This is a genomic window from Rahnella sp. NRRL B-41462, assembly GCF_003263525.1.
GTDB lineage: Bacteria > Pseudomonadota > Gammaproteobacteria > Enterobacterales > Enterobacteriaceae > Rahnella > Rahnella aceris.
Window position 1 is genome coordinate 1 of the sequence record NZ_JYDF01000011.1, and the last position, 26,557, is coordinate 26,557.

The 26,557-nt window shown below is 52.0% G+C and carries 26 protein-coding genes and 2 pseudogenes; 13 read left to right on the plus strand and 15 right to left on the minus strand.

Annotation, left to right across the window (positions count from 1 at the left end; translation table 11 throughout):
* Both UC14_RS04170 and UC14_RS04175 read left to right on the plus strand, forming a co-directional pair.
* A pseudogene (locus UC14_RS04170) lies at positions 1-321 on the plus strand (MFS transporter); the annotation flags it as partial.
* Complete coding sequence (locus tag UC14_RS04175) at positions 318-707, plus strand: hypothetical protein (protein ID WP_013577919.1); 390 nt, start codon at positions 318-320, stop codon at positions 705-707. The pseudogene UC14_RS04170 and the gene UC14_RS04175, both read left to right, overlap by 4 nt.
* 56 nt (positions 708-763) lie before the next feature.
* Here the strand turns inward: UC14_RS04175 and UC14_RS04180 are convergent, their stop codons facing one another.
* From UC14_RS04180 to UC14_RS04195, 4 genes are all read right to left on the minus strand, one after another.
* Positions 764-2,035, minus strand: a complete 1,272-nt coding sequence (locus UC14_RS04180) for a cytochrome c (RefSeq protein ID WP_370447452.1) — start codon at positions 2,033-2,035, stop codon at positions 764-766.
* 15 nt (positions 2,036-2,050) lie between these two features.
* Positions 2,051-3,820, minus strand: coding sequence for a GMC family oxidoreductase (locus UC14_RS04185; protein WP_013577917.1), 1,770 nt, complete (start codon positions 3,818-3,820; stop codon positions 2,051-2,053).
* 45 nt (positions 3,821-3,865) lie between these two features.
* Positions 3,866-4,591, minus strand: coding sequence for a gluconate 2-dehydrogenase subunit 3 family protein (locus tag UC14_RS04190; RefSeq protein ID WP_013577916.1), 726 nt, complete (start codon positions 4,589-4,591; stop codon positions 3,866-3,868).
* Positions 4,592-5,080: 489 nt separating this feature from the next.
* Positions 5,081-6,103, minus strand: coding sequence for a LacI family DNA-binding transcriptional regulator (locus UC14_RS04195; protein ID WP_153376355.1), 1,023 nt, complete (start codon positions 6,101-6,103; stop codon positions 5,081-5,083).
* A gap of 359 nt (positions 6,104-6,462) precedes the next feature.
* Here UC14_RS04195 and UC14_RS04200 point away from each other — a divergent pair, with 359 nt between their 5' ends.
* The 6 genes from UC14_RS04200 to chbG all read left to right on the plus strand — a co-directional run bounded on the left by UC14_RS04200 (position 6,463) and on the right by chbG (position 11,767).
* Positions 6,463-6,783: a PTS sugar transporter subunit IIB gene (locus UC14_RS04200; RefSeq protein ID WP_013577914.1), complete on the plus strand. Its 321-nt coding sequence runs from the start codon at positions 6,463-6,465 to the stop codon at positions 6,781-6,783.
* A 127-nt stretch (positions 6,784-6,910) separates the two neighbouring features.
* Positions 6,911-8,269, plus strand: coding sequence for a PTS N,N'-diacetylchitobiose transporter subunit IIC (chbC, locus tag UC14_RS04205; protein ID WP_112197267.1), 1,359 nt, complete (start codon positions 6,911-6,913; stop codon positions 8,267-8,269).
* 66 nt (positions 8,270-8,335) lie between these two features.
* Positions 8,336-8,707, plus strand: a complete 372-nt coding sequence (gene chbA / locus UC14_RS04210) for a PTS N,N'-diacetylchitobiose transporter subunit IIA (protein ID WP_112197268.1) — start codon at positions 8,336-8,338, stop codon at positions 8,705-8,707.
* 14 nt (positions 8,708-8,721) lie between these two features.
* Positions 8,722-9,558: a transcriptional regulator ChbR gene (gene chbR / locus UC14_RS04215; RefSeq protein WP_014416576.1), complete on the plus strand. Its 837-nt coding sequence runs from the start codon at positions 8,722-8,724 to the stop codon at positions 9,556-9,558.
* A gap of 60 nt (positions 9,559-9,618) precedes the next feature.
* Positions 9,619-10,962: a 6-phospho-beta-glucosidase gene (locus UC14_RS04220; RefSeq protein WP_014416575.1), complete on the plus strand. Its 1,344-nt coding sequence runs from the start codon at positions 9,619-9,621 to the stop codon at positions 10,960-10,962.
* Positions 10,963-11,008: 46 nt separating this feature from the next.
* Entirely contained in the window at positions 11,009-11,767 is a 759-nt protein-coding gene (chbG, locus tag UC14_RS04225) for a chitin disaccharide deacetylase (RefSeq protein WP_112197269.1), read from the plus strand.
* Between the two features lie 58 nt (positions 11,768-11,825).
* Here chbG and UC14_RS04230 read toward each other — a convergent pair whose 3' ends face one another.
* The 6 genes from UC14_RS04230 to UC14_RS04255 all read right to left on the minus strand — a co-directional run bounded on the left by UC14_RS04230 (position 11,826) and on the right by UC14_RS04255 (position 17,663).
* A complete protein-coding gene (locus tag UC14_RS04230) occupies positions 11,826-12,716 on the minus strand; it encodes an oxidoreductase (RefSeq protein ID WP_014416573.1) in 891 nt (296 codons plus the stop codon).
* Positions 12,717-12,736: 20 nt separating this feature from the next.
* Complete coding sequence (locus UC14_RS04235; protein ID WP_112197270.1) at positions 12,737-13,564, minus strand: DMT family transporter; 828 nt, start codon at positions 13,562-13,564, stop codon at positions 12,737-12,739.
* Between the two features lie 75 nt (positions 13,565-13,639).
* Positions 13,640-14,545: a transcriptional regulator GcvA gene (gene gcvA / locus UC14_RS04240; protein WP_013577906.1), complete on the minus strand. Its 906-nt coding sequence runs from the start codon at positions 14,543-14,545 to the stop codon at positions 13,640-13,642.
* Between the two features lie 121 nt (positions 14,546-14,666).
* Positions 14,667-16,547: an amidohydrolase gene (locus tag UC14_RS04245; protein WP_112197271.1), complete on the minus strand. Its 1,881-nt coding sequence runs from the start codon at positions 16,545-16,547 to the stop codon at positions 14,667-14,669.
* 14 nt (positions 16,548-16,561) lie between these two features.
* The gene (locus tag UC14_RS04250; RefSeq protein ID WP_037033130.1) at positions 16,562-17,128 is read right to left on the minus strand and encodes an antibiotic biosynthesis monooxygenase; all 567 of its coding nucleotides are present in this window, start codon (positions 17,126-17,128) and stop codon (positions 16,562-16,564) included.
* A 118-nt stretch (positions 17,129-17,246) separates the two neighbouring features.
* Positions 17,247-17,663 carry a helix-turn-helix domain-containing protein gene (locus tag UC14_RS04255; protein WP_013577903.1) on the minus strand — a complete coding sequence of 139 codons (417 nt, stop codon included), beginning with the start codon at positions 17,661-17,663 and terminating at the stop codon, positions 17,247-17,249.
* A 120-nt stretch (positions 17,664-17,783) separates the two neighbouring features.
* On the opposite strand from UC14_RS04255, the gene UC14_RS04260 reads away from it, so the two are divergent.
* Entirely contained in the window at positions 17,784-18,641 is an 858-nt protein-coding gene (locus UC14_RS04260; protein ID WP_112197272.1) for an SDR family oxidoreductase, read from the plus strand.
* 59 nt (positions 18,642-18,700) lie between these two features.
* Here the strand turns inward: UC14_RS04260 and UC14_RS04265 are convergent, their stop codons facing one another.
* Positions 18,701-18,958, minus strand: coding sequence for a biofilm/acid-resistance regulator YmgB/AriR (locus tag UC14_RS04265; RefSeq protein ID WP_014416568.1), 258 nt, complete (start codon positions 18,956-18,958; stop codon positions 18,701-18,703).
* Between the two features lie 502 nt (positions 18,959-19,460).
* Between UC14_RS04265 and UC14_RS04270 the strand changes: the two genes are divergently transcribed.
* Complete coding sequence (locus tag UC14_RS04270; RefSeq protein ID WP_041689187.1) at positions 19,461-19,997, plus strand: shikimate kinase; 537 nt, start codon at positions 19,461-19,463, stop codon at positions 19,995-19,997.
* Here UC14_RS04270 and idi read toward each other — a convergent pair.
* The 4 genes from idi to UC14_RS04295 all read right to left on the minus strand — a co-directional run bounded on the left by idi (position 19,950) and on the right by UC14_RS04295 (position 22,647).
* Positions 19,950-20,483 (minus strand): isopentenyl-diphosphate Delta-isomerase, encoded by a 534-nt coding sequence (idi, locus tag UC14_RS04275; protein WP_013577899.1) that lies wholly within the window; start codon positions 20,481-20,483, stop codon positions 19,950-19,952. The two genes, UC14_RS04270 and idi, sit on opposite strands and share 48 nt — an antisense overlap.
* A 581-nt stretch (positions 20,484-21,064) precedes the next feature.
* On the minus strand, positions 21,065-21,541 hold the full coding sequence (locus UC14_RS04285; protein WP_014416566.1) for a DUF2778 domain-containing protein: 477 nt from the start codon (positions 21,539-21,541) through the stop codon (positions 21,065-21,067).
* The gene (locus UC14_RS04290; RefSeq protein ID WP_013577896.1) at positions 21,538-22,020 is read right to left on the minus strand and encodes an Hcp family type VI secretion system effector; all 483 of its coding nucleotides are present in this window, start codon (positions 22,018-22,020) and stop codon (positions 21,538-21,540) included. The genes UC14_RS04285 and UC14_RS04290 overlap by 4 nt, the downstream gene beginning before the upstream one ends.
* Before the next feature lie 207 nt (positions 22,021-22,227).
* Positions 22,228-22,647, minus strand: coding sequence for a MarR family winged helix-turn-helix transcriptional regulator (locus UC14_RS04295; protein WP_013577895.1), 420 nt, complete (start codon positions 22,645-22,647; stop codon positions 22,228-22,230).
* 51 nt (positions 22,648-22,698) lie between these two features.
* On the opposite strand from UC14_RS04295, the pseudogene UC14_RS27010 reads away from it, so the two are divergent.
* The 3 genes and pseudogenes from UC14_RS27010 to UC14_RS04305 all read left to right on the plus strand — a co-directional run.
* Positions 22,699-22,796: pseudogene (locus tag UC14_RS27010) on the plus strand (hypothetical protein); the annotation flags it as partial.
* Between the two features lie 326 nt (positions 22,797-23,122).
* Positions 23,123-24,502, plus strand: coding sequence for a glycoside-pentoside-hexuronide (GPH):cation symporter (locus UC14_RS04300; RefSeq protein ID WP_014416564.1), 1,380 nt, complete (start codon positions 23,123-23,125; stop codon positions 24,500-24,502).
* Positions 24,499-26,538, plus strand: a complete 2,040-nt coding sequence (locus UC14_RS04305) for a TIM-barrel domain-containing protein (RefSeq protein WP_112197273.1) — start codon at positions 24,499-24,501, stop codon at positions 26,536-26,538. The genes UC14_RS04300 and UC14_RS04305 overlap by 4 nt, the downstream gene beginning before the upstream one ends.
* Positions 26,539-26,557: the final 19 nt, after the last annotated feature.

Consider the following 26,557-nt stretch of genomic DNA (forward strand, 5'->3'; position numbering starts at 1 on the left):
TTCACGTTAATGGGGGCGGGCAGCAGTCTGTGCAGCAGTACGGCGCAAAGCGCTGCGTTTTTACATATCCGTACTGAACAACTGGCTGACGCCAGCGCCCTGTGGAACATCAACCGCCAGCTGAGTTTTTGTCTTGGCGTGACGCTGGTCAGCGTGATGCTGAGTGCCTGGCAGCTTTCTGTTCCGGCATTCGCCTATCCGCTGAGTTTCACCGTTGCGGCGTCCAGCGTCATTATTCCCATTATGTTGTGTCTGCGGTTACCGGGGCACGCCATTATTCAGGAACGGCTTCTACAGGAACACCAACAGGAAAAGTTATGAATCGTTTTGTGAAAGAAGTGTTTGATGCGCATGGGTTAATTCAGCGCTGGTTTTCAGACTCCGCTGCACCTGGGCAGGTTTGTGATGAACTGCTGGCGCGGTTTAGTCCGGCCTATTCGATGGTAACGATCACCGGCCACCGGCTGGATCATCCGGCATTGTGTGCTTTTTTCAGGGCGCAGCGGGGCGCGAAAAGCGGGCTGAAGATTGAGGTCGAAAAGCCGGTGGTGATTGCTGAAAGTGAAAAAGGCGCGGTAGTCGCGTATCAGGAACGCCAGCAGTTGCCCGGCCAGCCGGAAACACTGCGTTATTCGACGGTGTTATTTGTGGTGGATGCAGAAGGGAAAATTCTGTGGCGTCATTTGCATGAAACGCCCGCTGCCTGATCGCCTATAAAAAAACGGCCTTCCGTGAGGAAAGCCGTTTGAGCCTGCAAAAGTGATTACTTCGTCAGGGTTTTTCTGACTTCGCTGACGTCTTTATCCGTCACTGCCGGTGCGTTGTTGCCCCAACCCTGACGGATAAAGGTCGACAATTGCGCCGCTTCTTCGTCCGTCAGACGGCTGGCAAAGCCCGGCATCACCAGCGTGGATGGTGCACGTGCCGTTGACGGTTGCTGCGCGCCCGCCAGAATGGTGTGGATCAGCCCGGTCGGATCTTTCGCGTTCACAATCGTTGCCTGAACCAGTTGCGGGAACACGCCCGGAGCGCCTTTGCCGGTGACAAAGTGACAGGCGCCGCAGTTATCCAGATACAAACGCTCGCCTTCGCTGAGGTTTTTCGCCGCCGTCAGTCTGGCTTCGGTCGCGCTGGCTTTTTGCGTGCCCTCTGCCGGAACCGGCGGGTTACCGCCCAGGAACTTGATGTAGGCCGCGATGGCTTTGAGGTCGTCATCGGTCATGTGTGCGGTACTGTTTTCCACCACAGACGTCATTTCGCCGCCAACTGCTGCTTTGTCATTACGCCCTTTGCCCAGATAATCGGCAATTTCCTGCTCGTTCCAGTGCGCGACACCGCGCAGGGAAGGCACATCCCAGTTATTCAGGCTACCGCCCGCCAGGAAATCAGAGTCGCTGCTGTCCAGCGCTTTTTCGTTCATGCCGAAACCGCGGGGAGTATGGCAACTGCCGCAGTGCCCGAGACTTTCCACCAGATACGCACCCCGGTTTACCTGCTCAGAAGCGCCGCCGATTGGCTGGAAAGGTTTGTCAGACGCGAATGCCCAGTTCCAGAAACGCATGCCCCAGCGCTGGCTGAACGGGAAGCTCAGATCGGTCTCAGGCGGTTGTTCTGCGCTCGGTTTTACGCCCTGCATAAAGTAAACGTAGAGCGCGTGCATATCCTGATCGTTGATTTTAGCGTAATCCGGATAAGGCATTGCCGGATACAAACGGGTGCCGTCCGGCAGAACGCCTTTGCGCACTGCATCCGAGAATTGTGCTTCGCTATAACCGCCAATACCGTGGTCTTTATCCGGTGTAATGTTGGTGGAATAAATGGTGCCCAGATTGGAGTTGATCGCCAGCCCGCCTGAAAACGCCGGTTTCCCCGCCACCGTATGACAGGCGCCGCAGTCGCCCAGACGCGCCACATATTCTCCCTGTTTGATCAGCGCTGCGTTGTCGGGTTGTGTATTGGTATCCGCCTGCGCATTCGCCATAAAACCCGCACCCAGCAGCAAGGCGTTAGCGATAAATAAACTTTTGAGTTTCATCCTGTTCATCTCCGCTTATGCCTGAACCAGTGGACCAGGGTTTTTCAGGTACTGATCTTTAATCGCCTGCGCCGCCATCAGGGTGATCGCGCCGATGGTGTCCGTCGGGTTAGCCTGGAAGTTTTGCGGGAAAGCGTTACCGCCCGGCACAAATACGTTATGCACATCCCAGCTTTGCAGGAACTTGTTCAGCGCCGAGGTTTTCGGGTTATCGCCCATCACCGCGCCGCCCACGTTGTGGGTAGAGACGTATTTGGTCAGGTCAAAATGCGCGTCCATCGGCAGGAAGCTTTCGCTGTAACTGTCCGGGTTCAGCTCTTTGGTGATATTGCCCACGATGCCTTTCAGGTATTGCTGCAATTTGAGTTCGTTCTGTTTCCAGTCGAAAGTCATGCGCAGCAGCGGATAGCCATATTCATCTTTGTAATTCGGATCCAGATCCAGATAAATATCGCGGTAAGACTGGCAGGTGGTGGTGATGCTGATTTTCATCGAATGGCCGTACCATTCTTCCATGCCTTCTTTCCAGCCGGTGCCCCACGCAGGCGTGCCTTTTGGCAGCGAGGTGCTGATTGGCGTGCCGGTGGCCTGCGAACTGTGAATTTTCGCACCGCCGATAAAGCCAAGGGAAGGGCCGTCGAAGTTGCCCGGAGAGATATCGTTGAACATCTGGCCGGTGGCGCCTGCGGTGGCAAACGGATTGAAGTTTTTGTCTTTGAAGAACAGCGTCGAACCGCCGTTACTGAGGAACGCATAGTTGCGGCCAATCACGCCTTCTTCGGTGATCGGATTGTAAGGCTTGCCGATCCCGGACAGCAGCATCAGCCGCACGTTGCAGAACTGGAAGCTGCTCAGTACCACGATTTTCGCTGGCTGGAAGCACTCGTTGCCGTCTGCATCCATGTAGATCACGCCTTTGGCGGTTTTCTTATCATCATGCAGTTCGACTTTCAGCACATTGGCATGCACTTCATAAGAGAAGTTATCCATGCGTTTCAGCGCGTCCATCACCGCCGTTTGCGGCGACGCTTTCGAGTAGTTCAGGCACGGGTATTTACTGCAATAACCGCAGTAGTTACACGGCGCGATCTGGTTACCGTACGGGTTAGTCCAGGCGCGGGACACGCAGGCTGACGGGTTCGGGAACGGGTGGTAGCCCATTTTTTTGGTGACTTCAGCAAACATGCTGCTGTTGAGCGTGTCTTCCAGCGCAGGCAGCGGATACGGCTCGGAACGCGGCCCTTCGAACGGATCCCCGCCTTCCATAATCTGACCGCGCAGGTTGCCGGTTTTGCCGGACTGACCGCAGATATGCTCAAACTTAGTGTAATACGGCTCAATTTCATCCCAGGAGAAAGGGAAATCCATGATCCGCATGTCTTCCTGCAGGATGCCTGGTTTGTAGGCTTCGTCAGCGTAAGTTTTGAGTTTTAAATCGGTCGGCGTCGGGCGAATCAATACCGCCGTCCAGTGCAGACCGGAACCACCCACGCCGGTACCCGGCGCGAATGCACCCCATTTACGGGTTGGCAGGGCGGTTTCACTCATGTTGTAACGCACGGTGACAGCGGCTTCAGCCGGCGTCGCCATGACTTTATTGCGTACCGCGTACGCATATTCGTCCGCCGGTTTCGGGTAAGCAAATTCTTCGTAGCCGCGATCGCCGCCACGTTCGAGCGCACGAACGGTCAGGCCCGCCATCGCCAGCTCGATACTCATCAGCGAGCCAGCCCAGCCGAGGCCGACAACAACGACGTCGACTTCTGGTTTAGTTACTTTTGCCATCTTTAATCCTGTCAGTCATCAGAAAACGGTAATAGGGTGAGGCACTCAGGCACGCGCGCCCTGCAGGCTCACAGGCCCCAGCGGATACGGGACATTGTGCTGCTTAACCCACTCAGTGAAACTGGCGCGTGCGCCGGGGAAGCCGATGGCAATCCACGCCTTCATCCCTTTGTTCCCGCCGTAGATCGGGTCTGCCAGATAGCCGTGTTTGGTGTCTGAAAGCAGTTCGCTGAAGAATTGCGAGGCGACAAGATTTTCTTCGCCCGCATCGGCAAATTTGATGCCGTTTTTCTGCAACTGCGTCAGCACATTGTCTTTGTCCTGATCGGCCAGTTCATGGAAGGCTTTCTGATGATTTTGCTGACACCAGGCGTTCGCAATACGAATGCCGGTTTTGTAGATTTGCTGCGGACGGAACGGGATCTGATACCCCATTGTCGCCGGAGCATGCACGTTGAACGGGCCCTGCATATAGATTTCTTCGCCGAAATCGCCGTGCATTTGCTGATCGATAAAAATCGGCACATTGGTTTCGAGTGCGCCCGGTGCTTTGCCTTTGCCACCCGCAGGGATCAGGCGGTCAGCGGCGGCCATAATAAACTGCCACTCATCGGCGCTGAAAAATATCGGTTTATATTCGAGTAAATCCGGGGCAGCCATTTCTGCAGCTTGTGCCGCTGACAGCCCTTTCATCATGATGGTCCCGACAGGCAAAGCCATCAGCGACCCAAGTAAAAACTTGCGACGGGTTGTTTTTTTTTGAAGGAGCATAGAATTACGACTCTCACATGCCTGATGTTAAGTTTGGGTTAATTATTATTATTTTTTGGGTACAAATCGATAATATCACCGCTACATCTAAAATAAATGAATAAATTCCCCATGAACTATAAGGCGGGAAATGCATTAAGGAGTTCCACGGGTTTAATTTGATTTAAAGTCTCATTAAATCAATGATATATTGATTGTTTTTATTGTGAATGGCTAAGGGGGAAATAGCATTGTTTATCAAAGTATTCTTCATGATTTTGTGGGTTGAATTTAGATCAATATAATTCCGCACGGAAAGTTTCTGTTATTTGTTGTTATGAATGTTAGCTAACATTTTTAACAAATAAGAATGAGTTTCAATTGTCGGGGTTATTTATAACCGGGAAAAATATAAAGTTGAATTAATTATGCGGACAACTCACTCCCCTGCGAAGGGGAGGGTTGGGGTGGAGTATTATGGTTAAAACAAAAGCTGAAGTGTGCAAGGCGCTAAGCTGATTCCCGAATAACCAGTTTGTAACCCATATCAACAATCGGTTCATCAACCGCGATGCCTTCAATTTTATCCGCCAGCATATCTGCCGCGCGGATGCCTAAATCCCATTTTTCGACGCTGACGGTGGTAATGGCAGGGCGGTTATGGGCGGCAAAATTCAGGTCCGCGAAACCGATCACCGAGAAATCATCCGGCACGCGTAAACCCTGCGATTCGGCTTCCATGATTGCGCCCTGCGCCAGGGTGTCGGAGCTGCAAATGATGGCGTCAAAGCGGTGATCGCTGGCGAGCAGTTGGCGCAGTGCCTGGCGTCCGACTTCCATATTCGCCGGACGGGAAACAATCACTTCTTTAATGTCGTGCTCAGGAATGGCCCGCAACACGCTGATTGCCCCGTTTTTACGCACCATTGCGCGGCGATCGGAAGCACAGATAAAGCCAAAACGCCTGAAGCCTTTGCCGAGGAAATAGTCACCGATGGCATTGCCGACTTTTTCGTGCGAGAAGCCAATCAGCATGTCAATCGGTGTGGGCGTTAAATCCCAGATTTCTACTACCGGGATATTGGCGTTAAGAATGATTCTTTTCAGTTCCGACGTGTGATGAATGCCGGTCAGCACAATCCCGTCCGGTCGACGCGAAAGCAGGGTGGCGACAATATCGGTTTCATCTTCCGGCTCATAGCCGACAATACACAACAGCATGTGATAACCCCGTGCCGCCAGTTGGTCGCTGATGGCCTGCACGGTATCAACAAACATATTGTTGTTAATCTGCGGCACGACGACGGCAATGAGTTTCGTGCGGCTGGTCGCCAGACCACCGGCCAGCATATTGGGGATGTAACCGGTACTTCTCACGGCTTCCATCACGCGGGCAATGGTCGCCGGGCGCACGACTTTGGGATTGTTTAAGGCGCGGCTGACCGTCATGGGTGAAAGGCTGGCGGCCTGAGCAACATCTTCGAGCGTAGCCGTACGGGAACGGCCTTTCTGAGCATTTATTTTATTATTCAAAGCGTTGACCACTGAATTATGGCGTCAAAATAGTAATGTTTGCGCAATCATTGCCAGTTTCTCATATTGTCCCCTGCTTGGGTAAGTGTAAATGTTAACTTCTTGTTGCGTGGCCGTGCGTCTTTATCTTATTTATCCTCGCGAGTTATTTACCCAAAACGTGAAGGGAGTCATAAGGGATGGTCAAGGAGAGACAATTTCTATAAGTTCCGAATTATCGCGCCCTGAAGTGATGCCGTATACTGCTTTCAGGCAGAGACGATTCGTTATCTTCAATTTATTTGCTCTGAATACATTCTCGCAGGTGAAGGAAAAACCGTTGCCTGAGCTGCAATTTATCGGGATATGAGGGTTTTATCATGGAAAAGAAAGTCATTTATTTGTTTTGCTCCGCCGGAATGTCAACCTCGTTACTGGTTTCTAAAATGAAGGTTCAGGCTGAGAAGTATGAGGTCCCGGTCATTATCGAAGCATTTCCTGAAACACTGGCTGCAGAGAAAGGTGCGGCAGCCGATGTCGTTCTGCTTGGGCCGCAAATTGCCTATATGCTGGATGAAATTAAAAAAGTCTTGCCGGGTAAGCCGGTTGAAGTGATCGATTCTGGCCTGTACGGCAAAATTGACGGGTTAGGTGTTCTGAAAGCAGCCGTTGCTGCGATCAAAAAAGCAGCAGCGCAGTGATCTTACGTTTTTCCTTATTTTAAAATTGAACGTCTTTATATTGAAATTTTTAAGTCAAAGAGAACTCCAGTCAAAGAGCGAATTTCTTCCCCTGGCCGCCAGATGGCGGCATTAAAGGAAAATACCAATGAGCAAAGCCATTGATTCACTTGAAAAGATACTTCTTCCTTTTGCCGTTAAAATAGGTAAACAACCGCATATTAATGCCATTAAAAATGGCTTCATAAAACTCATGCCGCTGACCCTCGCGGGTGCCATGTTCGTTTTAATTAATAACGTATTCCTGAACTTTGGTGCCGGTTCTTTCTTTTATTCTTTAGGCGTGCGCTTAGACCCGTCAACTATCGATACGCTGGCTGGTCTGAAAACCATCGGTATTAATGTTTATAACGGTACGCTCGGTATTATGTCGCTGATGGCGACGTTCTTTATTGGCATGGCATTAGCGGAAGAACGTAAAGTTGATTCCCTCTCCGCCGGTTTATTAGCCGTTGCAGCCTTTATGACCGTGACGCCATACAGCGTCGGTGAAGCTTATGCGGTGGGCGCAAACTGGTTAGGTGGCGCGAATATTATTTCCGGTATGGTAATAGGTCTGGTTGTCGCAGAAATGTTTACCTTTGTGATTCGCCGCAACTGGGTCATTACCTTGCCGGCGAGTGTGCCGTCTTCGGTTTCACGATCCTTCTCCGCGTTAATTCCGGGCTTTATTATTCTGTTTATCTTCGGGGTTATTTCCTGGTTACTCGGATTATATGGCCACAACTTCCACCAGATTATTATGGATTCAATTTCCAAACCTCTGGCGGCAATGGGCAGCGTGGTTGGCTGGGCGTACGTGATTTTCAACTCACTGCTGTGGTTCTTTGGTGTACACGGATCTCTGGCGCTGACCGCGCTCGACAACGGCATCATGACCCCGTGGGCGCTTGAAAATATCGCGCTGTACACCGAATACGGTTCCGTGAGTGCCGCGATTGATGCAGGGAAAACCTTCCACTTCTGGGCCAAACCGATGCTGGATTCCTACATCATGCTGGGCGGTTCCGGTGCAACCCTCGGGCTTATCATCGCCATCTTTATCGCCTCACGCCGTGCCGATCATCGTCAGGTGGCAAAGCTGGCATTGCCGTCAGGTATCTTCCAGATTAACGAGCCCATCCTGTTTGGTCTGCCGATTATCATGAACCCGGTGATGTTTATCCCCTTCGTGCTGGTCCAGCCGATTCTGGCCGCCATCACGATCGCCGCGTACAGCATGGGTATCATTCCTCCGGTCACTAACCTGGCGCCGTGGACCATGCCGACCGGGCTTGGCGCTTTCTTTAACAGTAACGGCAGCATCGCGGCACTGCTCGTCGCATTGTTCAATCTCGGTATCGCCACGCTGGTGTACATGCCATTCGTGATCTTGTCTAACAAGGCGCAGGCGATTATTGAAGAAGAAGAAAGCGAAGAAGACATTGCCGCTTCACTGAAATTTTAATCTGAACGGAGGGCGGGCAGAGGCCTATCTTCCCGCCGTTATCCGGCCAATCATGGAGAGACAGAGATGATGGATTTAGACAGCATTGTTGAAACTGAAACTGAAACTGAAACTGAAACTGAAAGCGAAATGCAGGATCTCGAAGAAGTGGTGATGGGGTTGATCATCAACTCCGGACAAGCACGCAGCCTGGCTTACGCGGCGCTCAAAAAAGCCAAAGAAGGTGATTTTGAGCAGGCGCGTTCGGTGATGGCGCAGTCAAAAATGGCGCTGAATGAAGCGCATCTGGTGCAGACTAAACTGATTGAAGGCGATCAGGGCGAAGGAAAAACCAAAGTCAGCCTGGTGCTGGTTCATGCACAAGATCACCTGATGACGTCAATGCTGGCCCGCGAACTGATTGCGGAACTCATTGAGCTTCATGAAAAAATAAAATAACGTAGGGAGCCATAATGCAGCCACCGGTACTGAGCATGGAAATCAAGACAGCGCGCGAAAATCAACTCTTCGACGGTCAGAATTTCCACATGTTCATCTACAACAAAGTAGAAAGCATTTCCGGGCTGCATGAACATGATTACTACGAATTTACAGTGGTGCTGACCGGCCGGTATTACCAGAACGTCAATGGTAAACGGGTGTTGTTAGAACGCGGCGATTTTGTCTTTATCCCTCTGGGTTCCCATCACCAAAGTTTCTATGAATTCGGTGCGACGCGGATATTAAATGTCGGGATCAGCAAAGCGTTCTTCGAGCAACACTATTTATCTTTACTGCCATCCCGTTTTGTGGCGTCACAGGTTTATCAGATCAAGACTGAATTTCTGGCTTATATAGAATCTGTGATCGCTTCTCTTAATTTCAGGAACGGGGAATTTAATGAGTTTCTGGAAATGGTGACGTTTTATATTGTGAACCGTTTACGCCATCACAGAGAATCAGAAATCACGACAGATGCGCCAGGCTGGCTTAAAAATACCATCGAAAAGATGCACGACAAAACGCAGTTTAGTGACAAAGCATTAACGAATATGGTGGCCCTTTCCGGCAAATCACAGGAATATCTCAGCCGTGCCACGCAGCGACATTATGGCAAAACACCGATGCAGATTATTAATGAAATCCGTATTGATTTTGCCAAGAAACAGCTGGAGATCACCAATTATTCGGTCACGGACATCGCGTTTGAATCCGGTTACAGCAGCCCGAGTATGTTTATTAAAAACTTTAAAAAGCTAACTTCTTTTACCCCCAATCATTACCGAAAGAAGTTATGCAGTATTAATTAAACCGAATCATTTATTTCTCTGTTTAAATTTGCAGTGCATTATTATTGCACGGGAGTTCCTATGCGTAAAAAACTGAAAGTCGTCACAATTGGTGGCGGAAGTAGTTATACCCCGGAATTACTGGAAGGCTTTATTAAACGCTACGATGAATTGCCTATTACCGAGTTATGGCTGGTCGATGTGGAAGCCGGAAAAGAGAAACAGGATATTATTTTCAATCTTTGCCAGCGTATGGTCGAACGTGCAGGTGTGCCGATTGTAATGCATAAAACGCTGGATCGCCGCGAAGCCTTGGTGGATGCCGATTTTGTCACCACGCAACTGCGTGTTGGCCAGCTCAAAGCACGCGAACTGGACGAACGTATTCCGCTCAGCCACGGTTATCTCGGGCAGGAAACCAACGGCGCTGGTGGCTTGTTCAAAGGCTTGCGTACCATTCCGGTGATTTTTGACATCATTAAAGATGTCGAAGAGATCTGCCCGGACGCCTGGGTGATTAACTTCACCAACCCGGCCGGAATGGTAACGGAAGCGGTATTCCGGCACACCAGATTCAAGAAATTCATCGGCGTGTGTAACATCCCGGTTGGCATGAAAATGTTCATTCAGGATGTGCTGCAACTGACCCCGCAGGACGATTTATCCATCGACCTGTTTGGCCTGAACCACATGGTGTTCATTAAAGATGTTCTGGTCAACGGCGAATCACGTTTCGCCGAACTGCTCGACGGCGTCGCGTCCGGCACGCTGACCGCCGGTTCGGTGAAAAACATCTTTGATTTACCGTTCAGCGAAGGCCTGATCCGCTCCCTGAATTTGCTGCCATGTTCTTATCTGCTGTATTACTTTAAGCAGAAAGAGATGCTGGCGATTGAGATGGGGGAATTCTACAAAGGCGGTGCACGCGCCACGGTGGTACAGAAGGTTGAAAAGCAGCTGTTCGATCTGTACAAAAACCCTGATCTGAACGTCAAACCGAAAGAACTGGAATTGCGCGGCGGGGCCTATTATTCCGATGCCGCCTGCGAAGTGATCAGCGCAATTTACAACGACAAACAAACCGAGCAGTACGTCAATTTCCCGCATAACGGCCATATTGATAACATCCCGTCTGACTGGGCGGTGGAAATGACGTGCACCATCGGGCGTGACGGCGCAAAACCACACCCGCGTATCACGCATTTCGACGAAAAAGTGCTTGGCCTGATATACACCATCAAAGGCTTTGAGATTGCCGCCAGCAATGCCGCACTGAGCGGTGAATTCAATGATGTTCTGCTGGCGATGAACCTCAGCCCGCTGATCCATTCCGATAAAGATGCTGAGATACTGGCGCGCGAAATGTTGCTGGCACATGAAAAACTACTGCCAAATTTTGCTAACACCATTGCTGCGCTGAAATAAACCCACGGCCTTCCCTGAAAAGGGGAGGCGTTCAACCGGGACATTTATGGATAAATTACTGATAGTGAACGCCGATGATTTCGGGCTTTGTAAAGCGCAAAACTACGGGATCATCGACGCATTCAACCACGGTGTGGTGCGGTCGACGACGGCGATGGTGAATATGGCCGCTGCAGAACATGCCGCGGTGCTCAGCAAAGAAAATCCTGATCTTGCCGTCGGCATGCATTTCGTGCTGACGCTCGGACGTCCCTTGTCATCCATGCCGGAGCTGGCCCGCGACGGTGAACTGGGAAAATGGATTTGGGAAATGGCAGAGCAGGGCACGTTACCGCTTGATGAAATCGCGCAGGAACTGCAATGCCAGTTCGGGCGTTTTGTGGCTCTGTTTGGCCGTTTGCCGACACATCTCGACAGTCATCATCATGTGCATATGTTCCCGCAGATTTTCCCGATCGTGGAAGCGTTCGCGAAAGATCAGGGCATTCCTGTACGCATCGATCGTGACGAGATCCGCCGGGGCAACATTGCGCTGTGTGGCGCGAAGAGTACCGACGGTTTCGACAGCAGTTTCTACGGAGAGACGGTTTCAGAAGCCCTGTTTGTGCAAACGCTGGACAACGCCACGCAGCGCGGTGACCGCTCGGTGGAAATCATGACCCATCCGGCGTTTATCGATAACACCCTTCTGGCGAGCAAATATTGCTATCCGCGCCTGGCGGAGCTGGATGTACTGACGTCGGCCTCGCTCAAAACTGCGATAACTGAACGCGGATTCCGGCTGGGATCGTTTAAGGATTTATAAGCCGTCATACGTAAAGCCCGCCGCTGGCATGACGCCTGCGGCGGGCTTTTTATTGGCGTCAGCCGGGCCCCTCACTTCCTGCCGCCAGCAGCGGTACCAGAATGTCGCTAACGGGCGTAGGAATACCCCGCGCGAGACCGTAACGCTGTATGACACCGTTGCGTATATCCCATTCCAGCGGGCGGTTAGCCTGGCGGTCGGCGAGAATAGAAGTGCCCAGGTCCGCGGGCGCACGATGAAAACCGTCAACGATCTCTTGCGGAACGTTATCGCTGAGTACCGCACCTTCCGCACGCGCGACAGTCAGACACTCACGCAGATAAGCCAGTGCCAGTTGCGTGATATCCCCGCGTGAGAACATTCCGGCACGGCGGTTAGAGAGAACCATCAGACCCGCGACCGCATTTTGCAGCAATTTGCGCCATGCGATCGTGAGGAAATCGGATGATAATTCAACCGTACAACGTGTGCCGCTGAGCGCATCAGCGATCCGTTTTGCCTGCGGCACATCCGGCAGCGTAAGACGCGGTTTTGCGCGCAGCCGGACAGAGGCATCCGGCTCACGTTGTGCTGGAAACCAAACAACGGAAGGCAGTACTGTTGCTCCGTTGACGTAGGGTTCCAGCGAGGTTTTCTGTTCGACGCCGTTTTGCAGTGCACAGACAACGGTATTTTTATCGCACAATGCGGTAAGCCAGCCGGCGCTGTCAGCCACCTGTGTGGTTTTCACCGCAACAAAAACCAGATCACACGGAGAGTGGACCTTAGACGGATTGATTAATACCGGGCCTGGCACCACCACCTCGCCGTCATCATGACGCAGAATTAATTGCGGATGCGCAGTGCGCCCGCAAAGCAGCGGCGTGCGGTTAACTTCATGCAGTGCTGCAGCGATGGTCGTACCAATCGCACCGGGACCTATCAGAGCAATAGCAGGGCGGTCAGACATCTCGAGTTCTCCTGATTTGATTAACCTATCAACAGTGTGCCGGTAGCAATTACCGCACACGCCAGCATTTTTCTCAGTGTCAGTGTTTCACCAAGAAACAGATAACCCAGAACGGCGGCAAACAGCACACTGGTTTCGCGCAGCGCGGAGACGGCGCCCATGGGTGCGGCCACCATGGCATAAATGATCATGCCGTAAGCCAGCAGCGACACCACACCCCCTGCCGCCGCACTGAGTAAACCGGGCCGCAGCGCAGTAAACTTTTCGTGTCGCGCAGGGCGATATAAAGCGCTGGCATCAGTACTCCCCATAACATCGCTCATCCACACGGTATAGGAAAACGAATTGCCGGAGACACGCACGCCAATACCATCCACTACGCTGTATGCCGCGATAAAAGCGCCGGTGGCCAGGGGATATTTCAGGCCCGGTATCGCCAGTTTACGGCTTCTCATGGCAAGCATCAGAATACCGCCAGAAATTAGCGCGATGCCGACAAGGGTGTTGAAGGCGATCTTTTCCCCGGCGAACAGGGCCGCGCCACAGGTCACCATCAGCGGCGAAGAACCGCGCGCAATCGGGTAGGTTTGCCCGAGATCACCGCTTTGATAACTGCGTATTAAACACAGGTTGTAACCGACATGCAGCAGGGCCGATAACACCGCATACTTCGCGCTCGCGAAGTCAGGAAGTGGCAGAAACAGCGCGATAACCCCGCAGGTAACGGCAATCGTCACGCACATGATGGTCATCGACCACAACCGGTCAGTTCCGCTGCGTAATAAGGCGTTCCAGCTGGCATGCAGCAGGGCGGCGAATAAGGTCAGAAAAATAATATGAGCGGGCATGTACTGATGCTAAACAGCCTGTGCCCGGATTAACAGTGAAGTGTTGTCATCGTGGTATGAGTAATAACTCATACTTCAACGGTAACTGTGCTGCGCCTGCTGTGATTCGGCCAGCAGCCAGTTACGGAATTTCAGGATGTGCGGCTGTGTCTCGATGCCTTCCGGACAGACAAAGTAATAGGCGGCCGGAGAGGGGAAAACGACGTCAAAGAGCCTGACCAGACTGCCATCATGGATTTCTTTTTCAACGTGGCCGCTGCGCGCTAATGCAATGCCCTGACCCAGTAACGCGGCTTCGATCGTCATATTTGTGTCGGCGAAGCGCACGCTTTCGTGCAGTACATCAGTATTCACGCCGACCTGCTTAAACCAGGCATCCCATTTCGGTACCAGATCAGCCCCGTCACGCGTCAGCAGCGGAAAACGCAGCAGTTCAGCAGGTTCAGCGGGTATACCAAAACCGGCTAAGAACGCGGGGCTGGCAACGGGAAATAATTGTTCGCGAAACATAAACTCTGTATGCAGCGCCGCATAATTACCGTGTCCGAAACGGATCGCTACATCGGAATCTGCACTGGCGAAGTTAATGGCTTTATCGGTACTTTCCAGCGAGACCAGAATTTCCGGATGCAAACGTGCTAATTCCGGCAGGCGCGGTAACAGCCACTTTAACGCGAAAGAATAGGTGGTGCTGACACGCAGTCGCACCCGTCCTTTTTGTTCACGCAGATCGGCAAGTGTCGTTTCAAGCTTACTAAAGAATTCCCGTACCAGAGGGGCAAGCGCTGCACCGGCAGGCGTCAGGCTCAGTGTTTTACCACGCTGAAAAAGCTGCAGGCCCCAGCTATCTTCCAGTTTTTTCAACTGATGGCTGACCGCACTTTGTGTAATAAACAACTCCTCTGCGGCTGAGGTAAACGTCGTGTGGCGGGTGGCGACTTCAAAGGCGCGAAGTGTGGCTGTAGGGGGAAGGTCACGCATCATTCAGTTCCTGTTAATGAGCTAATGCTCATAACAGGGTATGCCGGAGCGTGTGCAAAAGATACGGTGACAGAAAAAAATGGCCTGCAATGCAGGCCATTTTCATGTCGTTCTCAACGGGTCAGAACGAGAAGCACGAACATCCTAACGCACCCCAGAAAGCGTTGTCATCGGACACCGGGACATCAGAACCACGGGCAATATTATGGCTGTGTTTATGCACGCCACACGGGCCGACGCACTGATGCCCCTGACGAACCAGCCCGACACGCGCTGCACCCTGTGGCGGCGCAGAGCGGTAATGCCCAGGCACTGTGGTGACCGGCGACCAGTCCGGCAGCACCGGGATGGCTGGCGGCGCGAGCGGCGAGAAACTGCCTGCCGCGTAAACCACTTTGCCATCGACCACGGTCATCACCGATTCGATGCCCTTGATACGTTCTTCCTGCACGCTGAAGAAATCTTCGGAAAGAACGGCCAGATCGGCCAGTTGCCCGACTCTGATCTGACCTTTCTTGCCCTGTTCGCTGGAGAACCAGGAACTGCCCTGCGTCCACAGCATCAGCGCGGTTTCGCGGTCAATACGGGCGGCGTCGTCATACATCGCCATGCCGCCGACGGTGCGACCGGAAACCAGCCAGTACAGTGCCGTCCATGGGTTATAACTGGCAACACGGGTCGCGTCGGTGCCCAACCCGACCGGCACGCCTGCGGACAACATTTTCGCCACCGGCGGCGTATGTTTAGTGGCCTCGATACCGTAGCGTTCAGCGAAGTATTCTCCCTGGAATGCCATACGGTGCTGTACCGCAATGCCGCCGCCCAGCGCTTTGACGCGCTCAATGTTGCGTTCGGTGATGGTTTCCGCATGGTCAAAGAACCAGTGCAGCCCGTTGAACGGAATATCGCTGTTCACTTTCTCAAAGACATCCAGCATCCGGCTGATCGACTCGTCATACGTGGCATGCAGGCGGAACGGCCAGCGGTGCTCCACCAGATGACGCACCACGCGTTCAAGTTCGACCTCCGTTCCCGGCGGTAAATCCGGACGCGGTTGCAGGAAATCTTCAAAGTCTGCGGCTGAAAATACCAGCATTTCGCCTGCGCCGTTATGACGGTAGAAATCAGTGCCCTGGCCAGGTTTGAGCATGTCGGTCCACAGCTCGAAATCTTCCAGTTCATGTTGCGGACGCTGGGTAAACAGGTTGTAAGCAATACGTACCGTCAGTTGATTTTTCTGATGAAGCTCATCGATGATCTGATAATCCTCAGGGTAATTCTGGAAGCCGCCGCCTGCATCAATCGCGCTGGTGAGGCCGAGACGGTTCAGCTCACGCATAAACTGGCGGGTGGAGTTCACCTGCTGTTCCAGCGGCAGTTTCGGTCCTTTCGCCAGCGTAGAATATAAGATCATCGCGTTTGGCTTGGCGATCAGCATACCGGTCGGATTACCATTGCTGTCACGCTGAATTTCACCGCCTGGCGGATTGGGGGTGTCTTTGGTGTAGCCGACCACTTTGAGCGCGGCGCGGTTGAGCAATGCGCGGTCATATAAATGCAGGATAAACACTGGCGTATCGGGTGCGGCCTGATTAATTTCATCCAGCGTCGGCATGCGGCGTTCGGCAAACTGAAATTCAGTCCAGCCTCCTACCACGCGCACCCACTGCGGGCTTGGTGTCCGCAGCGCCTGTTCTTTCAGCATCCGCAGGGCATCGGCCAGTGAAGGCACGCCTTCCCAGCGCAATTCCAGGTTGTAATTCAGACCGCCACGGATCAGATGCAGGTGCGAGTCGTTCAGGCCCGGAATGGCGGTGTGTCCGTGCAAATCCACCACCTGCGTCTGCGCATCAGCAAACTGCATCACTTCATTTTCGGTACCGACAGCCAGGAATTTACCGTCTTTGATTGCGACAGCATTTGCCAGCGGTTTTTCTCTGTCAACGGTGTGGAATTTGCCGTTAAGCAGGATCAGTGAAGCAACATTATTTATTGAATTCATTGGAAAATCTCCTGTTATTGCGCGGAAGCGCGCGTCAGCCATGAATGGAACACTCGTGTAACGATTGGCATCCAGAGGAAAACCACCAGCCCTACGACCGTGGCGTCATTGAGTAAATGACCGCCTTCGGTGCCTTTAAGCTGTGGCAAAAACTGCCCCCAAAACCAGGGCACAATATGAGTCGATGGATAAATTACCCCCAATGTCAGCAGATACTGTTTCCAGCGGGCGGGCGGGCGGACATTCGCACTTGGCGGGGTGAACCAGAATTCGGCACCGGGACGCACCTCGGTGCTGTCGTTTTGCAACAACAGCGGGCTGACTTCCGCCACCAGTTGTTTACGCAGATCCGAGTTGTGCCATGCATTAAGATTTTCCAGCGTGTCGAAACGCACCAGAATGGTATAAGCATCGCCGCTGCGGCTCGGGCGGATGACGTTGACGCCAAGATGCCCCGGGAAGGTACTGGCCTGTGGCATAATTTTATTCAGCCAGGCTTCATATTGCGCTTCGCTGGCTGGCGCAATCTTATGGGTAATGACGAGCGTGACATGTTGCTTGTGGGTCTGGGACGGGGACATACATCACCTCAGCTGATTAAAATAAAAGGTTTTATCGAATCAATGAAATGATGTTAGTCGGTGGATAGAGTCAATGATAGGTGAGAATTTTTGGGGACTTGTTAAGTTTTTTTGTTAATTACTCTGCACCTACGATACGCAGGCTACGCTGTTTCATAACGCGATGCAGATTCGACTCCAGCCAGTCTGCAAGTCCGGCAACCTGATCTTTTACTTCGATGCCGAGGGGGGTCAGAGAATATTCCACATGCGGCGGCACCACCGGATAAGAACGGCGGTCGATGAAACCGTCTTCTTCGAGGGACTGTAAAGTCTGCGCCAGCATTTTTTCGCTGACACCGCCGACTTTGCGGCGCAGTTCGCTAAAGCGCAATGTGTTATCGCTGAGCGCGATCAGGATCAGTAATCCCCAGCGGCTGGTGATGTGACGCAGGATTTCGCGCGACGGGCAGTTGGGATTCAGGACTTCGCCCCGGCGGATTTGTTCTGACAGTGGCAAACGTTCAGCGGGTTGCTCAGAGGAAATTATTTTCATACTAACCTTAGGGTACGTACTTACGAAAAGTTAGTGTATCGCATAGGATGTGTTGACGGCGACATTTTTAGCGCCTTGAAAGCATAAATCATCTGTCGAATACTTTTTGGAGAAACCATTATGATCGCAATTACCGGTGCTACCGGCCAGTTAGGCCGCCTCGTTATTGCTGCACTTCTGAAAAAAGTGCCTGCTGATCAGATTATTGCCGCGGTGCGTAATCCGCAAAAAGCTCAGGATCTGGCAGATCTGGGTATTGACGTGCGTCAGGCCGATTACAGCCAGCCCGCCACACTGGATTCTGCGTTTAAAGGCGTCGAAAAACTGCTGCTGATTTCTTCCAGTGAAGTCGGTCAGCGCGAAGCACAACATAACGCGGTCATCGACGCAGCAAAACGTGCAGGCGTGAAACTGCTGGCATACACCAGCCTGCTTCATGCAGACGAAAGTCCGCTGGGACTGGGTGTTGAACACCGTGCGACCGAAAAAGCATTAAGCGAATCCGCCATTCCATTCGTGCTGTTGCGTAACGGCTGGTACACCGAAAACTATGCGGCGAGTATCGCCCCGGCGCTGGCGCATAACGCGTTTATTGGTTCAGTCGGTGAAGGAAAAATCTCTTCCGCTGCGCGCCAGGATTATGCTGAGGCCGCGGCGGCAGTACTGACGCAGGAAAATCAGGCCGGTAAAATCTACGAACTGGCCGGGGATGAAGCCTACACGCTGGCGGAATTCACTGCTGAAATTGCCCGTCAGTCCGGTAAAAAAGTTGATTATATCAACCTGCCGGAGGCGGAATTTGCCAAAGCGCTGCTTGGTGCCGGTTTACCGGAAGGTCTGGCGAATATGCTGGCAGATTCTGATGCAGGTGCAGAGAAAGGGGGCTTGTTTGATGATTCTCATACATTGAGCAAACTGATTGGTCGTCCGACCACGCCGGCTAAAGATGTGATCGCCGCGACACTGAAATCGCTTTAACAAAACAGTTATTGCGCTCCGGCCTGTTAACATCATCTTTAACAGGCCGGTAATATTTTTTAAATCACATCGTCCTGCGTGGAAAGTAACACCAGTTCCAGTAAGTTACGGCAACCTTGCTGATTACTGATGTTGGTCTCCTGTTCCAGATGGCGCACCAGACCTTCAATGATGGCCTTATTACTCACCGGATAGTGGCTGGAGAGAAGTCCTGAAACAATAGTCCCGAGGATCTCAACTTCGCTTAATGTCGGCGTTTCCCGCACATTTAAATAATCACTGATTTCTGTAACTGTTTGTTCTGCTTCGATTTGCATGTAGACCTCCTTAAACTTTTCAGCGGATTCGTCTCACGTGAAAAGTGCCTATTGCCAGTCAGAAAAGAGAGTATTGTGAAGTTTTTCTTCACAATTTCCGGCCCTGACTCATCTGATCGTTGTGTTGTGCATCACGAAAACCCCAGCCATGAAAAAAACCTTTGGAAGAAGGGAAATCCAATTTTTCTTCCAAAGGTCAGGCTGAATACGCCCGTAAAAGACGGACTAATGATGAAGCAGGGGTAACAGAAAGTTATACAAAGATTGCCAATCTGTACAGGTATGGCTGCAAGATATTTTAGATTTTGTTGCTAGCAATCGAAAAAAAGCACAAATAGTTCATCCATTCGCAGCGGCAATACATTCACACGACAACTAAGTTCTGTGCGTAATGGTTGCGGGCGTTAATTCATGTGCTTGTACAAGTGAAATATGTTGCGGCATAATATGCGCCCTTTTTTCAGGCCAGATGCAACATCCGGCAGCGGATAAGGATCATGTGGTGAAAATCAATGTTATTGGTACCAGCGGAAGCGGGAAATCAACGCTTGCGCGCAACATTTCTCAGAAACTGAATATTCCTTATATTGAACTGGATGCGCTGTTCTGGAAGCCGGACTGGCAGGGCACACCGGATGAAGAATTTTTTGCCCGTCTGACAGAAAAACTGGCGGCCAGTGACGGCTGGGTGATTGACGGAAATTACAAACGTACTCAGGCCGTAAAATGGCGCGAAATCGATATGATCGTGTGGGTGGATTATTCGTTCGGGCGCACGTTATATCAGGCGGTGAAACGCGCCGCCACGCGGGCATGGGCACAAAAGGAAATCTGGGCGGGAACGGGGAATCGCGAATCGTTTCGTAAAAGCTTCTTCAGCCGGGATTCAATTATTCTGTGGACGCTGAAAACTTACGCGAAAAATCGTCGCCAGTATCAGGCTTTGTTTAACGATCCTGACTGGCAGCATGTCCGCTTTGTGCGCCTCAGATCACCCCAGCAGACTCAGGTTTTCCTGCGTGATCTGGCCCAGTTGTAACACCATCCACGGGCTGAATGCCCAGGGTGTTGCCCGAACGCTGTTCAGCAAATCTTCCGGCTTAACCCACTGATAATCCATGACTTCAGAAGCACGCGGTACGGGGAGCTGGCGGGTGAAAGCGGCAAATATCGGGCAAAACTCGTTTTCGACAATCCCGGATGCATCGGTGGCACGATACTGAAATTCGTCAACCAGCGACGTGATTTGCTCCACGGATAAACCCAGTTCGTACTGACAGCGACGGCAAACTGCCGCCCGCAGGGATTCACCCGGCAGCGGGTGTCCGCAGACAGAATTGGTCCAGACGCCGGGCCAGGCCACTTTGCTCAGGGCGCGTCGTGTCAGCAGGATTTCGCCGCGATCGTTGTGAATATAGCAGGAAAATGCAAGATGTAAGGGTGTCTGGCCGGTATGCACCAGCGCTTTGTCCATGGTGCCCGCCGGTTGATTTTTACCATCAAGTAATACGACTTCTTCAATCATAAAAACTCCCGTTAGTCCTCCATCATAGACCCTGTATAACCTCCTTCCAACCGTTCACTCTCCGTTGACATCCATCCCCTGATGCGGCCTGAGTCAGACATCCTGATCGATGGCGGTGGTTTCGAGGGACGACAATAATTTTCGGTGTTGTTACGCATAGCTTCAACGATGCCACTACGGATGAGTTTGATGATCTTCCGTGCATGTAAAAAACCCGGCATTTAGCCGTCTTATTCCATCCTGAGTTATACCAATCTATACATCCTGGTTATTCACCATAAGCGGTCCTTCCATGCATCACTGTATTGAATACCAGCCCGGCTTGCCGCCGGGCTTTGATTACTCTTTCTTTCTCAGTAAAAAGGCGACAAGCCAGATCAGTGAAATGTTCAACAGGAATGAAGTCAGATGGATAAAGGTCATAAAGATATTTGCCCATGATTGTTCTGTTATAAAACCTGTTTTTTCTGTCAAAAGTGAGTACGCGATATTTTCGGGTATTAAGGCGAAAATGGTGACGAGTATTACGACAAAAGACGCCGAGCCAGCCATCCAGATCAGAATATATTGGTATGGTTTCATTAGTACACCTGCACTGTGCCAAACGCTTTCATTGTTGGGCTAACCATCGTGGTTGGTGTCTTGAGTAATGCTTCTCGAAGGATATCGAAGTGTGACTTACTGGTAAATGTTATGCAGCCGTTACTTGTCCCCTGATATCCAGCCGGATGTAATCTGAAATTTCCACGTTCGACATCCTCAATGAAAGTCGTGTCATCAATCAAGCTATCATCGCGAAATAATGCAAACCACGCTGCATGATCTGAACCGCTGACAATTGACTTAAGCCAATCACGCTGCTTGTACATTAAACCCCCCACAGGGCGGGATACGATGTAGTACCTGCCTGGTGGTAGTGGTCCTATGTTTTTGACCGCTGTCTGTTCAGGATCGTTGCGCTGTGCGGGATTGCCTGAGTATGCAGGGAAAAAACCAATTCCCGGGCAACTTAGCGTTGATATACCCGCTCCGTTTAACCGAAACATGCACTTGATCATCTGTCATTCCACGCATCTGAAAAAATGATATTCCCATCGCAATGTTTCCACGTGATCCGCTCGTAACGCAGTGAAATTGACTCAAGATGGTTATGTTTATCAGTGGCAGGGTTTTTGCAATCATGCATTAGCGGGCAAACAGAAACGACCTTTACATTTTCCATCAGCATATTGAAATATTCAGCTTCCTGACCAGCATCGTTGATCCTGTACCACCTTATCTCCGCAGATTTTAAGGTTTGGCCTTTTGCTACGGCCTTGTAAAGGTAGGGCGAAGAGCTATCGAATTCTTTTTCAAAAGTCAGCGCGGAATGTACACGAGTACCGGTGATCTTGCCTGTGTTGTTGTCAGTAGGTAAAAACAAGCCGTGCCCAAATCCTTGAACCTCGATACTCCCCTCACGCCCATTCACATCGACAGATCCTTTGATGTCAGCGCCGCCGTCATCTTTAAGCCATAGGTAAGCGGGTATTGCCATTTTGATAAGTCCCTTTTGAAATTGAGGGTATAAGTTATGCCCATCAATCGCCGAAAACAATTAGCGAATATCGTAATAAGTTGATTTTCAGAGGTTTATTATCAGTGAGCGTTCACCTGGGGTAAGGCGCTGAATACAGATTAATGACTGGAATTATGGAACGAAGTGGGCCTTCACCTCATCAAGCCGCAAGGCTTTACGGCAAAGTTATACTGAATCCTCTGTCATAGACTTCAGCAGGCGGACTAAATGCTGTTGATCGTCTGGAGAAAGTCTTGCCAGAAATTCAGTATCTACCTGCTGACCGACCGGCTGGGTTTTCGCGAGAACCGTTTTCCCCTCCGCCGTCAGCGTAATAAAACGCCGGCGTTTATCTGCCGGATCGGCTTCACGGACCAGCAACCCGCGCGTTTCAAGGCGCGCCAGCATTTCCGCCAGTGTCGCTTTGCTGCTGACGGCGACATCCGTGAGCAGCACCTGCTCAATGCCGGGATTTTCAGCGACAGAGCGCAACACCGCATATTGCGGTTTGGTCAGTTCCGGGATGCACTGCTGCCATCTCGCGGTGTGTTGCTGGAAAACCTTGCGCATTAAGTGAAAGGCTTCCTGTCTCAATTCTGTGCTCATCGTCCGATCCCGATTTTCTTATTGGTCTGCCTCTATCTTAGCAATCTCTGAAGCGCGAACGCCACCGGCCGTATCGGCGAAGGCGCCCCGCGCTGTATTTCGATAATGTGGAAGGATTTACTGATGCGCGCATTGCGCTCAATACACTTTAAAGTCAAAACCGTGGGTTGCCACCCACACTGGCCTCAAGGGGCGCCTATCGCCGCACCCCTTGAGGCCAGTGTCGGCGGCTAGCCCACGACCTTGACCTTGAAGCCTGTGTGGGTGGCAACCCACGGTCCTGACTCAAAGGCCAGGTCAAAGGACTGCAAGATCCTTTCCCCTCCTCATGTTACCGGTATCACACAAATCAAAAATCATAAGAAATTTATAACATCTCGTAATTGTGACTCGCTTTTAACCATTCTATAACAAGTCCTCGGGCCACGGACGGACTGACTTTTTTGTGTTTAACCTACAAAAGGCAGGACGAAAAATGACTGCGAAGTTATCCGTAAAAGAAAAAGTGAGTTACGGTCTGGGGGATATGGCGAGCCATATTGGTCTGGATAATGTGATTATATTTTTGACGTTTTATTACACCGATGTTGTGGGATTACCGGCAGTCTTTGTCGGGACAATGTTTCTTGTTGCACGCGTCGCTGATGCGATTGTGGATCCGGCGATGGGGCTGATCGCTGACCGGACACAAACCCGGTTTGGTAAATTCCGGCCTTATATTCTCTGGCTGGCGTTACCTTTCGGGGCAAGCTGTTTACTGGTTTACGCGGTGCCGGAATCTCTGACGCTGGGCGGTAAAATGGTGTACGCCAGCGTCACTTATTGCGTGATGATGCTGATGTACACCGCCATTAACATTCCCTATTGCTCGATGGGCGCGATCATTACGCCGGATAATACCCAGCGTATTTCCCTGCAATCCTATCGGTTCTTCCTCGCTACGCTCGGCGGCGCGATGTCCACATTCCTGATGATGCCGCTGGCGGAAATGATGGGCGGTGGCAATAAACTCGACGGCTATTTTGGCGCGATGGCGATCATGGCGTCGATTGCCGTGGTGATGTTCCTGCTGTGTTTTCTCAATACGAAAGAACGTATCAGCGCGCCGCCGACACATGAGAATTTTCTCTCCGATTTACGTGACTTAGTGCGTAACGATCAGTGGCGGGTGGTGGCAGCGCTGATCTTCTTCAACATCTCCTTCGGCGTGGTGCGTCTCGGCGCAATGATGTATTACGTCACTTATTATCTCGGCAATGCCAGCTACTTTATGTGGCTGCTGGCGGCACACATTGTCGGCAAAAGTCTCGGCAGTCTGCTGGTTAAACCGCTGACCCGCAACCGCAGTAAACTCGCGGCCTTCACACTGTGCGCCATTCTGACCGGTGCGCTGAGCGCGGCGATTTTCTTCGTTCCGGCGTGGATTTCCCTGCTGGTGGGCATGACCTTGCTGGTCTCCACCTTCTATCAGGTCACCACCACGCTGATGTGGGTGATGATGTCTGATGTGGTGGATTACGGCGAATACAAACAGGGCAAACGCATGGATGGCACCGTGTTTTCCACCTTGCTGGCGATCCTCAAAATGGGGATGGCGGTGAGCGGGGCGGTGGTCGGCTGGACGCTGGGCATGAGCGGTTACGTGCCGCATGCCGCACAGCAGAATACTGTCGCGATGCTGTCGATTATCGCGCTGTTCTCGCTGGTGCCGGGCGTGCTGTCAATGTTCAGCGCGCTGTCGATGCGCTGGTACAAGCTTAATGACGCCACCATGAAACAAATCAATCAGTCAAAAATTTCCCGGGAACATGAGCCTGAACCTCAGGCCACCTTGCATACACAGGAGTCCGCATGAGCGAATTAATCGCCGAAAAGAACCGTATCCTCTGGCATTTTGATCAGCAAACGCTGGTGATTGAACCCTGGGGCGAGAACAGCCTGCGCGTGCGCGCCACCTGCCGTCCTGAACTCAATGATTCGTTGTGGGCGCTGCTGCCCGCGGACACTCAGCCACAAGCAGACATCAGTCATAGCACAGAAACCCTGACGCTGCGCAACGGTAACATCACCGCGACGGTGAATATCAAAGGGCAACTGGCGTTTTATAACCTGCGTGGTGAACTGATCCTCGAAGAGTACTGGCGTCAGCGTTCGACTGTGGGCATTGGCGCAACGGAAAAGAGTCAGGATAAATACATCAGTGCACTGAAGATGGATGCCCGCGAATTTAAAGCCATTCCCGGTGGCAAGCATCAATTAACCGTGCGTTTTGAATCGCGTCCGGACGAGAAAATTTATGGCATGGGGCAGTACCAGCAGAGCTGTCTGGATCTGAAAGGCTGCACGCTGGAACTGGCGCAGCGTAACTCGCAGGCCAGCGTACCCTTTATGCTTTCAAGCCTGGGTTACGGCATGTTGTGGAACAATCCGGCGATTGGCGAAGCGACATTCGGCAAAAACATTACCCGCTGGGAAGCGCAGGTCACGGAGCAGATGGATTACTGGATCACCGCCGGAGACACGCCCGCTGACATCCTGCATCAGTATGGCCGCGCGACCGGCACTGCGCCGCAAATGCCGGAATACGCGACCGGTTTCTGGCAGTGCAAACTGCGCTACCGTACGCAGCAGGAAGTGCTGGAGGTGGCGCGTGAATACAGGCGGCGCAATTTGCCGGTTTCGGTGATTGTCATCGACTTCTTCCACTGGCCGAATCAGGGCGCCTGGTGTTTTGACCCCGTGGACTGGCCGGATCCGAAAGCCATGGTCGCGGAGCTTAAATCGCTGGGCATCGAAACTATGGTGTCGGTCTGGCCGACGGTAGACAGCCGCACCGACAATTATAAGGAAATGAAATCCAAAGGTTATCTGGTCAATACCGATCGCGGTGTGTCGGTGAATCTGGATTTTCTCGGCAACTGTACCTTCTTTGATGCCACACATCCCGGCGCGCGTCAGTTTGTCTGGGATAAGGTGAAGCAGAACTATTACGATCTGGGCATCCGCACCTTCTGGCTGGACGAAGCCGAGCCGGAATACCGCGCTTATGATTTTGATAACTATCGCTATCATCTCGGGCCGGTGCTGGAAGTGGGCAACATCTATCCGCAAAAATTCGCGCAAGGTTTTCACGACGGTTTACAGCAGGAAGGTGAGCACGAGATCGTGAATCTGGTGCGTTGCGCCTGGGCAGGCAGCCAGCGTTACGGCGTGCTGGCGTGGTCGGGCGACATCCATTCTTCCTTCCACGCGCTGCGTAATCAGATTGCCGCCGGTCTGAATATGGGGCTGGCGGGCATTCCCTGGTGGACGACGGATATCGGCGGTTTCCAGGGGGGGAATGTGAATGATCCGGCGTTTCATGAGTTGCTGATCCGCTGGTTCCAGTGGGGCGTATTCTGTCCGGTGATGCGTTTACATGGCTACCGCGAACCGCAAATCCAGCCGTCAGAACCGTGGCGTGACGGCATTGCGCAATGCAACAGCGGCGCACCCAATGAAGTCTGGAGTTACGGCGAAGAGAATTACCAGCTGATGAAAAGCGGGTTATTCCTGCGCGAAAAACTGCGCCCTTACATCAGCCGCGTGATGCAGGAAGCGCATGAAAATGGCGATCCGGCGATGCGCACCCTGTTCTATCAGTATCCGGGTCAGGCTGAAAGCTGGCAGGTGGAAGATCAGTACATGCTTGGCGCAGATATTCTGGTTGCGCCGGTGTTGTATGCCGGTCAGCGCGAGCGGGAAGTGTGGTTACCGGCAGGGGAGATTTGGGTGGGGCTGAATGGGGAACGGTATCAGGGAGGAGAGGTTATAGTGGCTTCCGCGCCACTGGACGGGATACCGGTGTTTGTGCGGGAGGGGGCAGACGTGAAAGGAGAACTTGGTATTTGACCTGCTCCTCCCCCTGCGA

What these genes read in the sequence shown, in the direction of transcription:
- UC14_RS04175 (WP_013577919.1), top strand. Translation starts at nt 318, where the DNA reads ATGAATCGTTTTGTGAAAGAAGTGTTTGATGCGCATGGGTTAATTCAG.
- UC14_RS04180 (WP_370447452.1), bottom strand. Translation starts at nt 2,035, where the DNA reads ATGAAACTCAAAAGTTTATTTATCGCTAACGCCTTGCTGCTGGGTGCG.
- UC14_RS04185 (WP_013577917.1), bottom strand. Translation starts at nt 3,820, where the DNA reads ATGGCAAAAGTAACTAAACCAGAAGTCGACGTCGTTGTTGTCGGCCTC.
- UC14_RS04190 (WP_013577916.1), bottom strand. Translation starts at nt 4,591, where the DNA reads ATGCTCCTTCAAAAAAAAACAACCCGTCGCAAGTTTTTACTTGGGTCG.
- UC14_RS04200 (WP_013577914.1), top strand. Translation starts at nt 6,463, where the DNA reads ATGGAAAAGAAAGTCATTTATTTGTTTTGCTCCGCCGGAATGTCAACC.
- chbC (WP_112197267.1), top strand. Translation starts at nt 6,911, where the DNA reads ATGAGCAAAGCCATTGATTCACTTGAAAAGATACTTCTTCCTTTTGCC.
- chbA (WP_112197268.1), top strand. Translation starts at nt 8,336, where the DNA reads ATGATGGATTTAGACAGCATTGTTGAAACTGAAACTGAAACTGAAACT.
- chbR (WP_014416576.1), top strand. Translation starts at nt 8,722, where the DNA reads ATGCAGCCACCGGTACTGAGCATGGAAATCAAGACAGCGCGCGAAAAT.
- UC14_RS04220 (WP_014416575.1), top strand. Translation starts at nt 9,619, where the DNA reads ATGCGTAAAAAACTGAAAGTCGTCACAATTGGTGGCGGAAGTAGTTAT.
- chbG (WP_112197269.1), top strand. Translation starts at nt 11,009, where the DNA reads ATGGATAAATTACTGATAGTGAACGCCGATGATTTCGGGCTTTGTAAA.
- UC14_RS04230 (WP_014416573.1), bottom strand. Translation starts at nt 12,716, where the DNA reads ATGTCTGACCGCCCTGCTATTGCTCTGATAGGTCCCGGTGCGATTGGT.
- UC14_RS04235 (WP_112197270.1), bottom strand. Translation starts at nt 13,564, where the DNA reads ATGCCCGCTCATATTATTTTTCTGACCTTATTCGCCGCCCTGCTGCAT.
- gcvA (WP_013577906.1), bottom strand. Translation starts at nt 14,545, where the DNA reads ATGCGTGACCTTCCCCCTACAGCCACACTTCGCGCCTTTGAAGTCGCC.
- UC14_RS04245 (WP_112197271.1), bottom strand. Translation starts at nt 16,547, where the DNA reads ATGAATTCAATAAATAATGTTGCTTCACTGATCCTGCTTAACGGCAAA.
- UC14_RS04250 (WP_037033130.1), bottom strand. Translation starts at nt 17,128, where the DNA reads ATGTCCCCGTCCCAGACCCACAAGCAACATGTCACGCTCGTCATTACC.
- UC14_RS04255 (WP_013577903.1), bottom strand. Translation starts at nt 17,663, where the DNA reads ATGAAAATAATTTCCTCTGAGCAACCCGCTGAACGTTTGCCACTGTCA.
- UC14_RS04260 (WP_112197272.1), top strand. Translation starts at nt 17,784, where the DNA reads ATGATCGCAATTACCGGTGCTACCGGCCAGTTAGGCCGCCTCGTTATT.
- UC14_RS04265 (WP_014416568.1), bottom strand. Translation starts at nt 18,958, where the DNA reads ATGCAAATCGAAGCAGAACAAACAGTTACAGAAATCAGTGATTATTTA.
- idi (WP_013577899.1), bottom strand. Translation starts at nt 20,483, where the DNA reads ATGATTGAAGAAGTCGTATTACTTGATGGTAAAAATCAACCGGCGGGC.
- UC14_RS04285 (WP_014416566.1), bottom strand. Translation starts at nt 21,541, where the DNA reads ATGATCAAGTGCATGTTTCGGTTAAACGGAGCGGGTATATCAACGCTA.
- UC14_RS04290 (WP_013577896.1), bottom strand. Translation starts at nt 22,020, where the DNA reads ATGGCAATACCCGCTTACCTATGGCTTAAAGATGACGGCGGCGCTGAC.
- UC14_RS04295 (WP_013577895.1), bottom strand. Translation starts at nt 22,647, where the DNA reads ATGAGCACAGAATTGAGACAGGAAGCCTTTCACTTAATGCGCAAGGTT.
- UC14_RS04300 (WP_014416564.1), top strand. Translation starts at nt 23,123, where the DNA reads ATGACTGCGAAGTTATCCGTAAAAGAAAAAGTGAGTTACGGTCTGGGG.
- UC14_RS04305 (WP_112197273.1), top strand. Translation starts at nt 24,499, where the DNA reads ATGAGCGAATTAATCGCCGAAAAGAACCGTATCCTCTGGCATTTTGAT.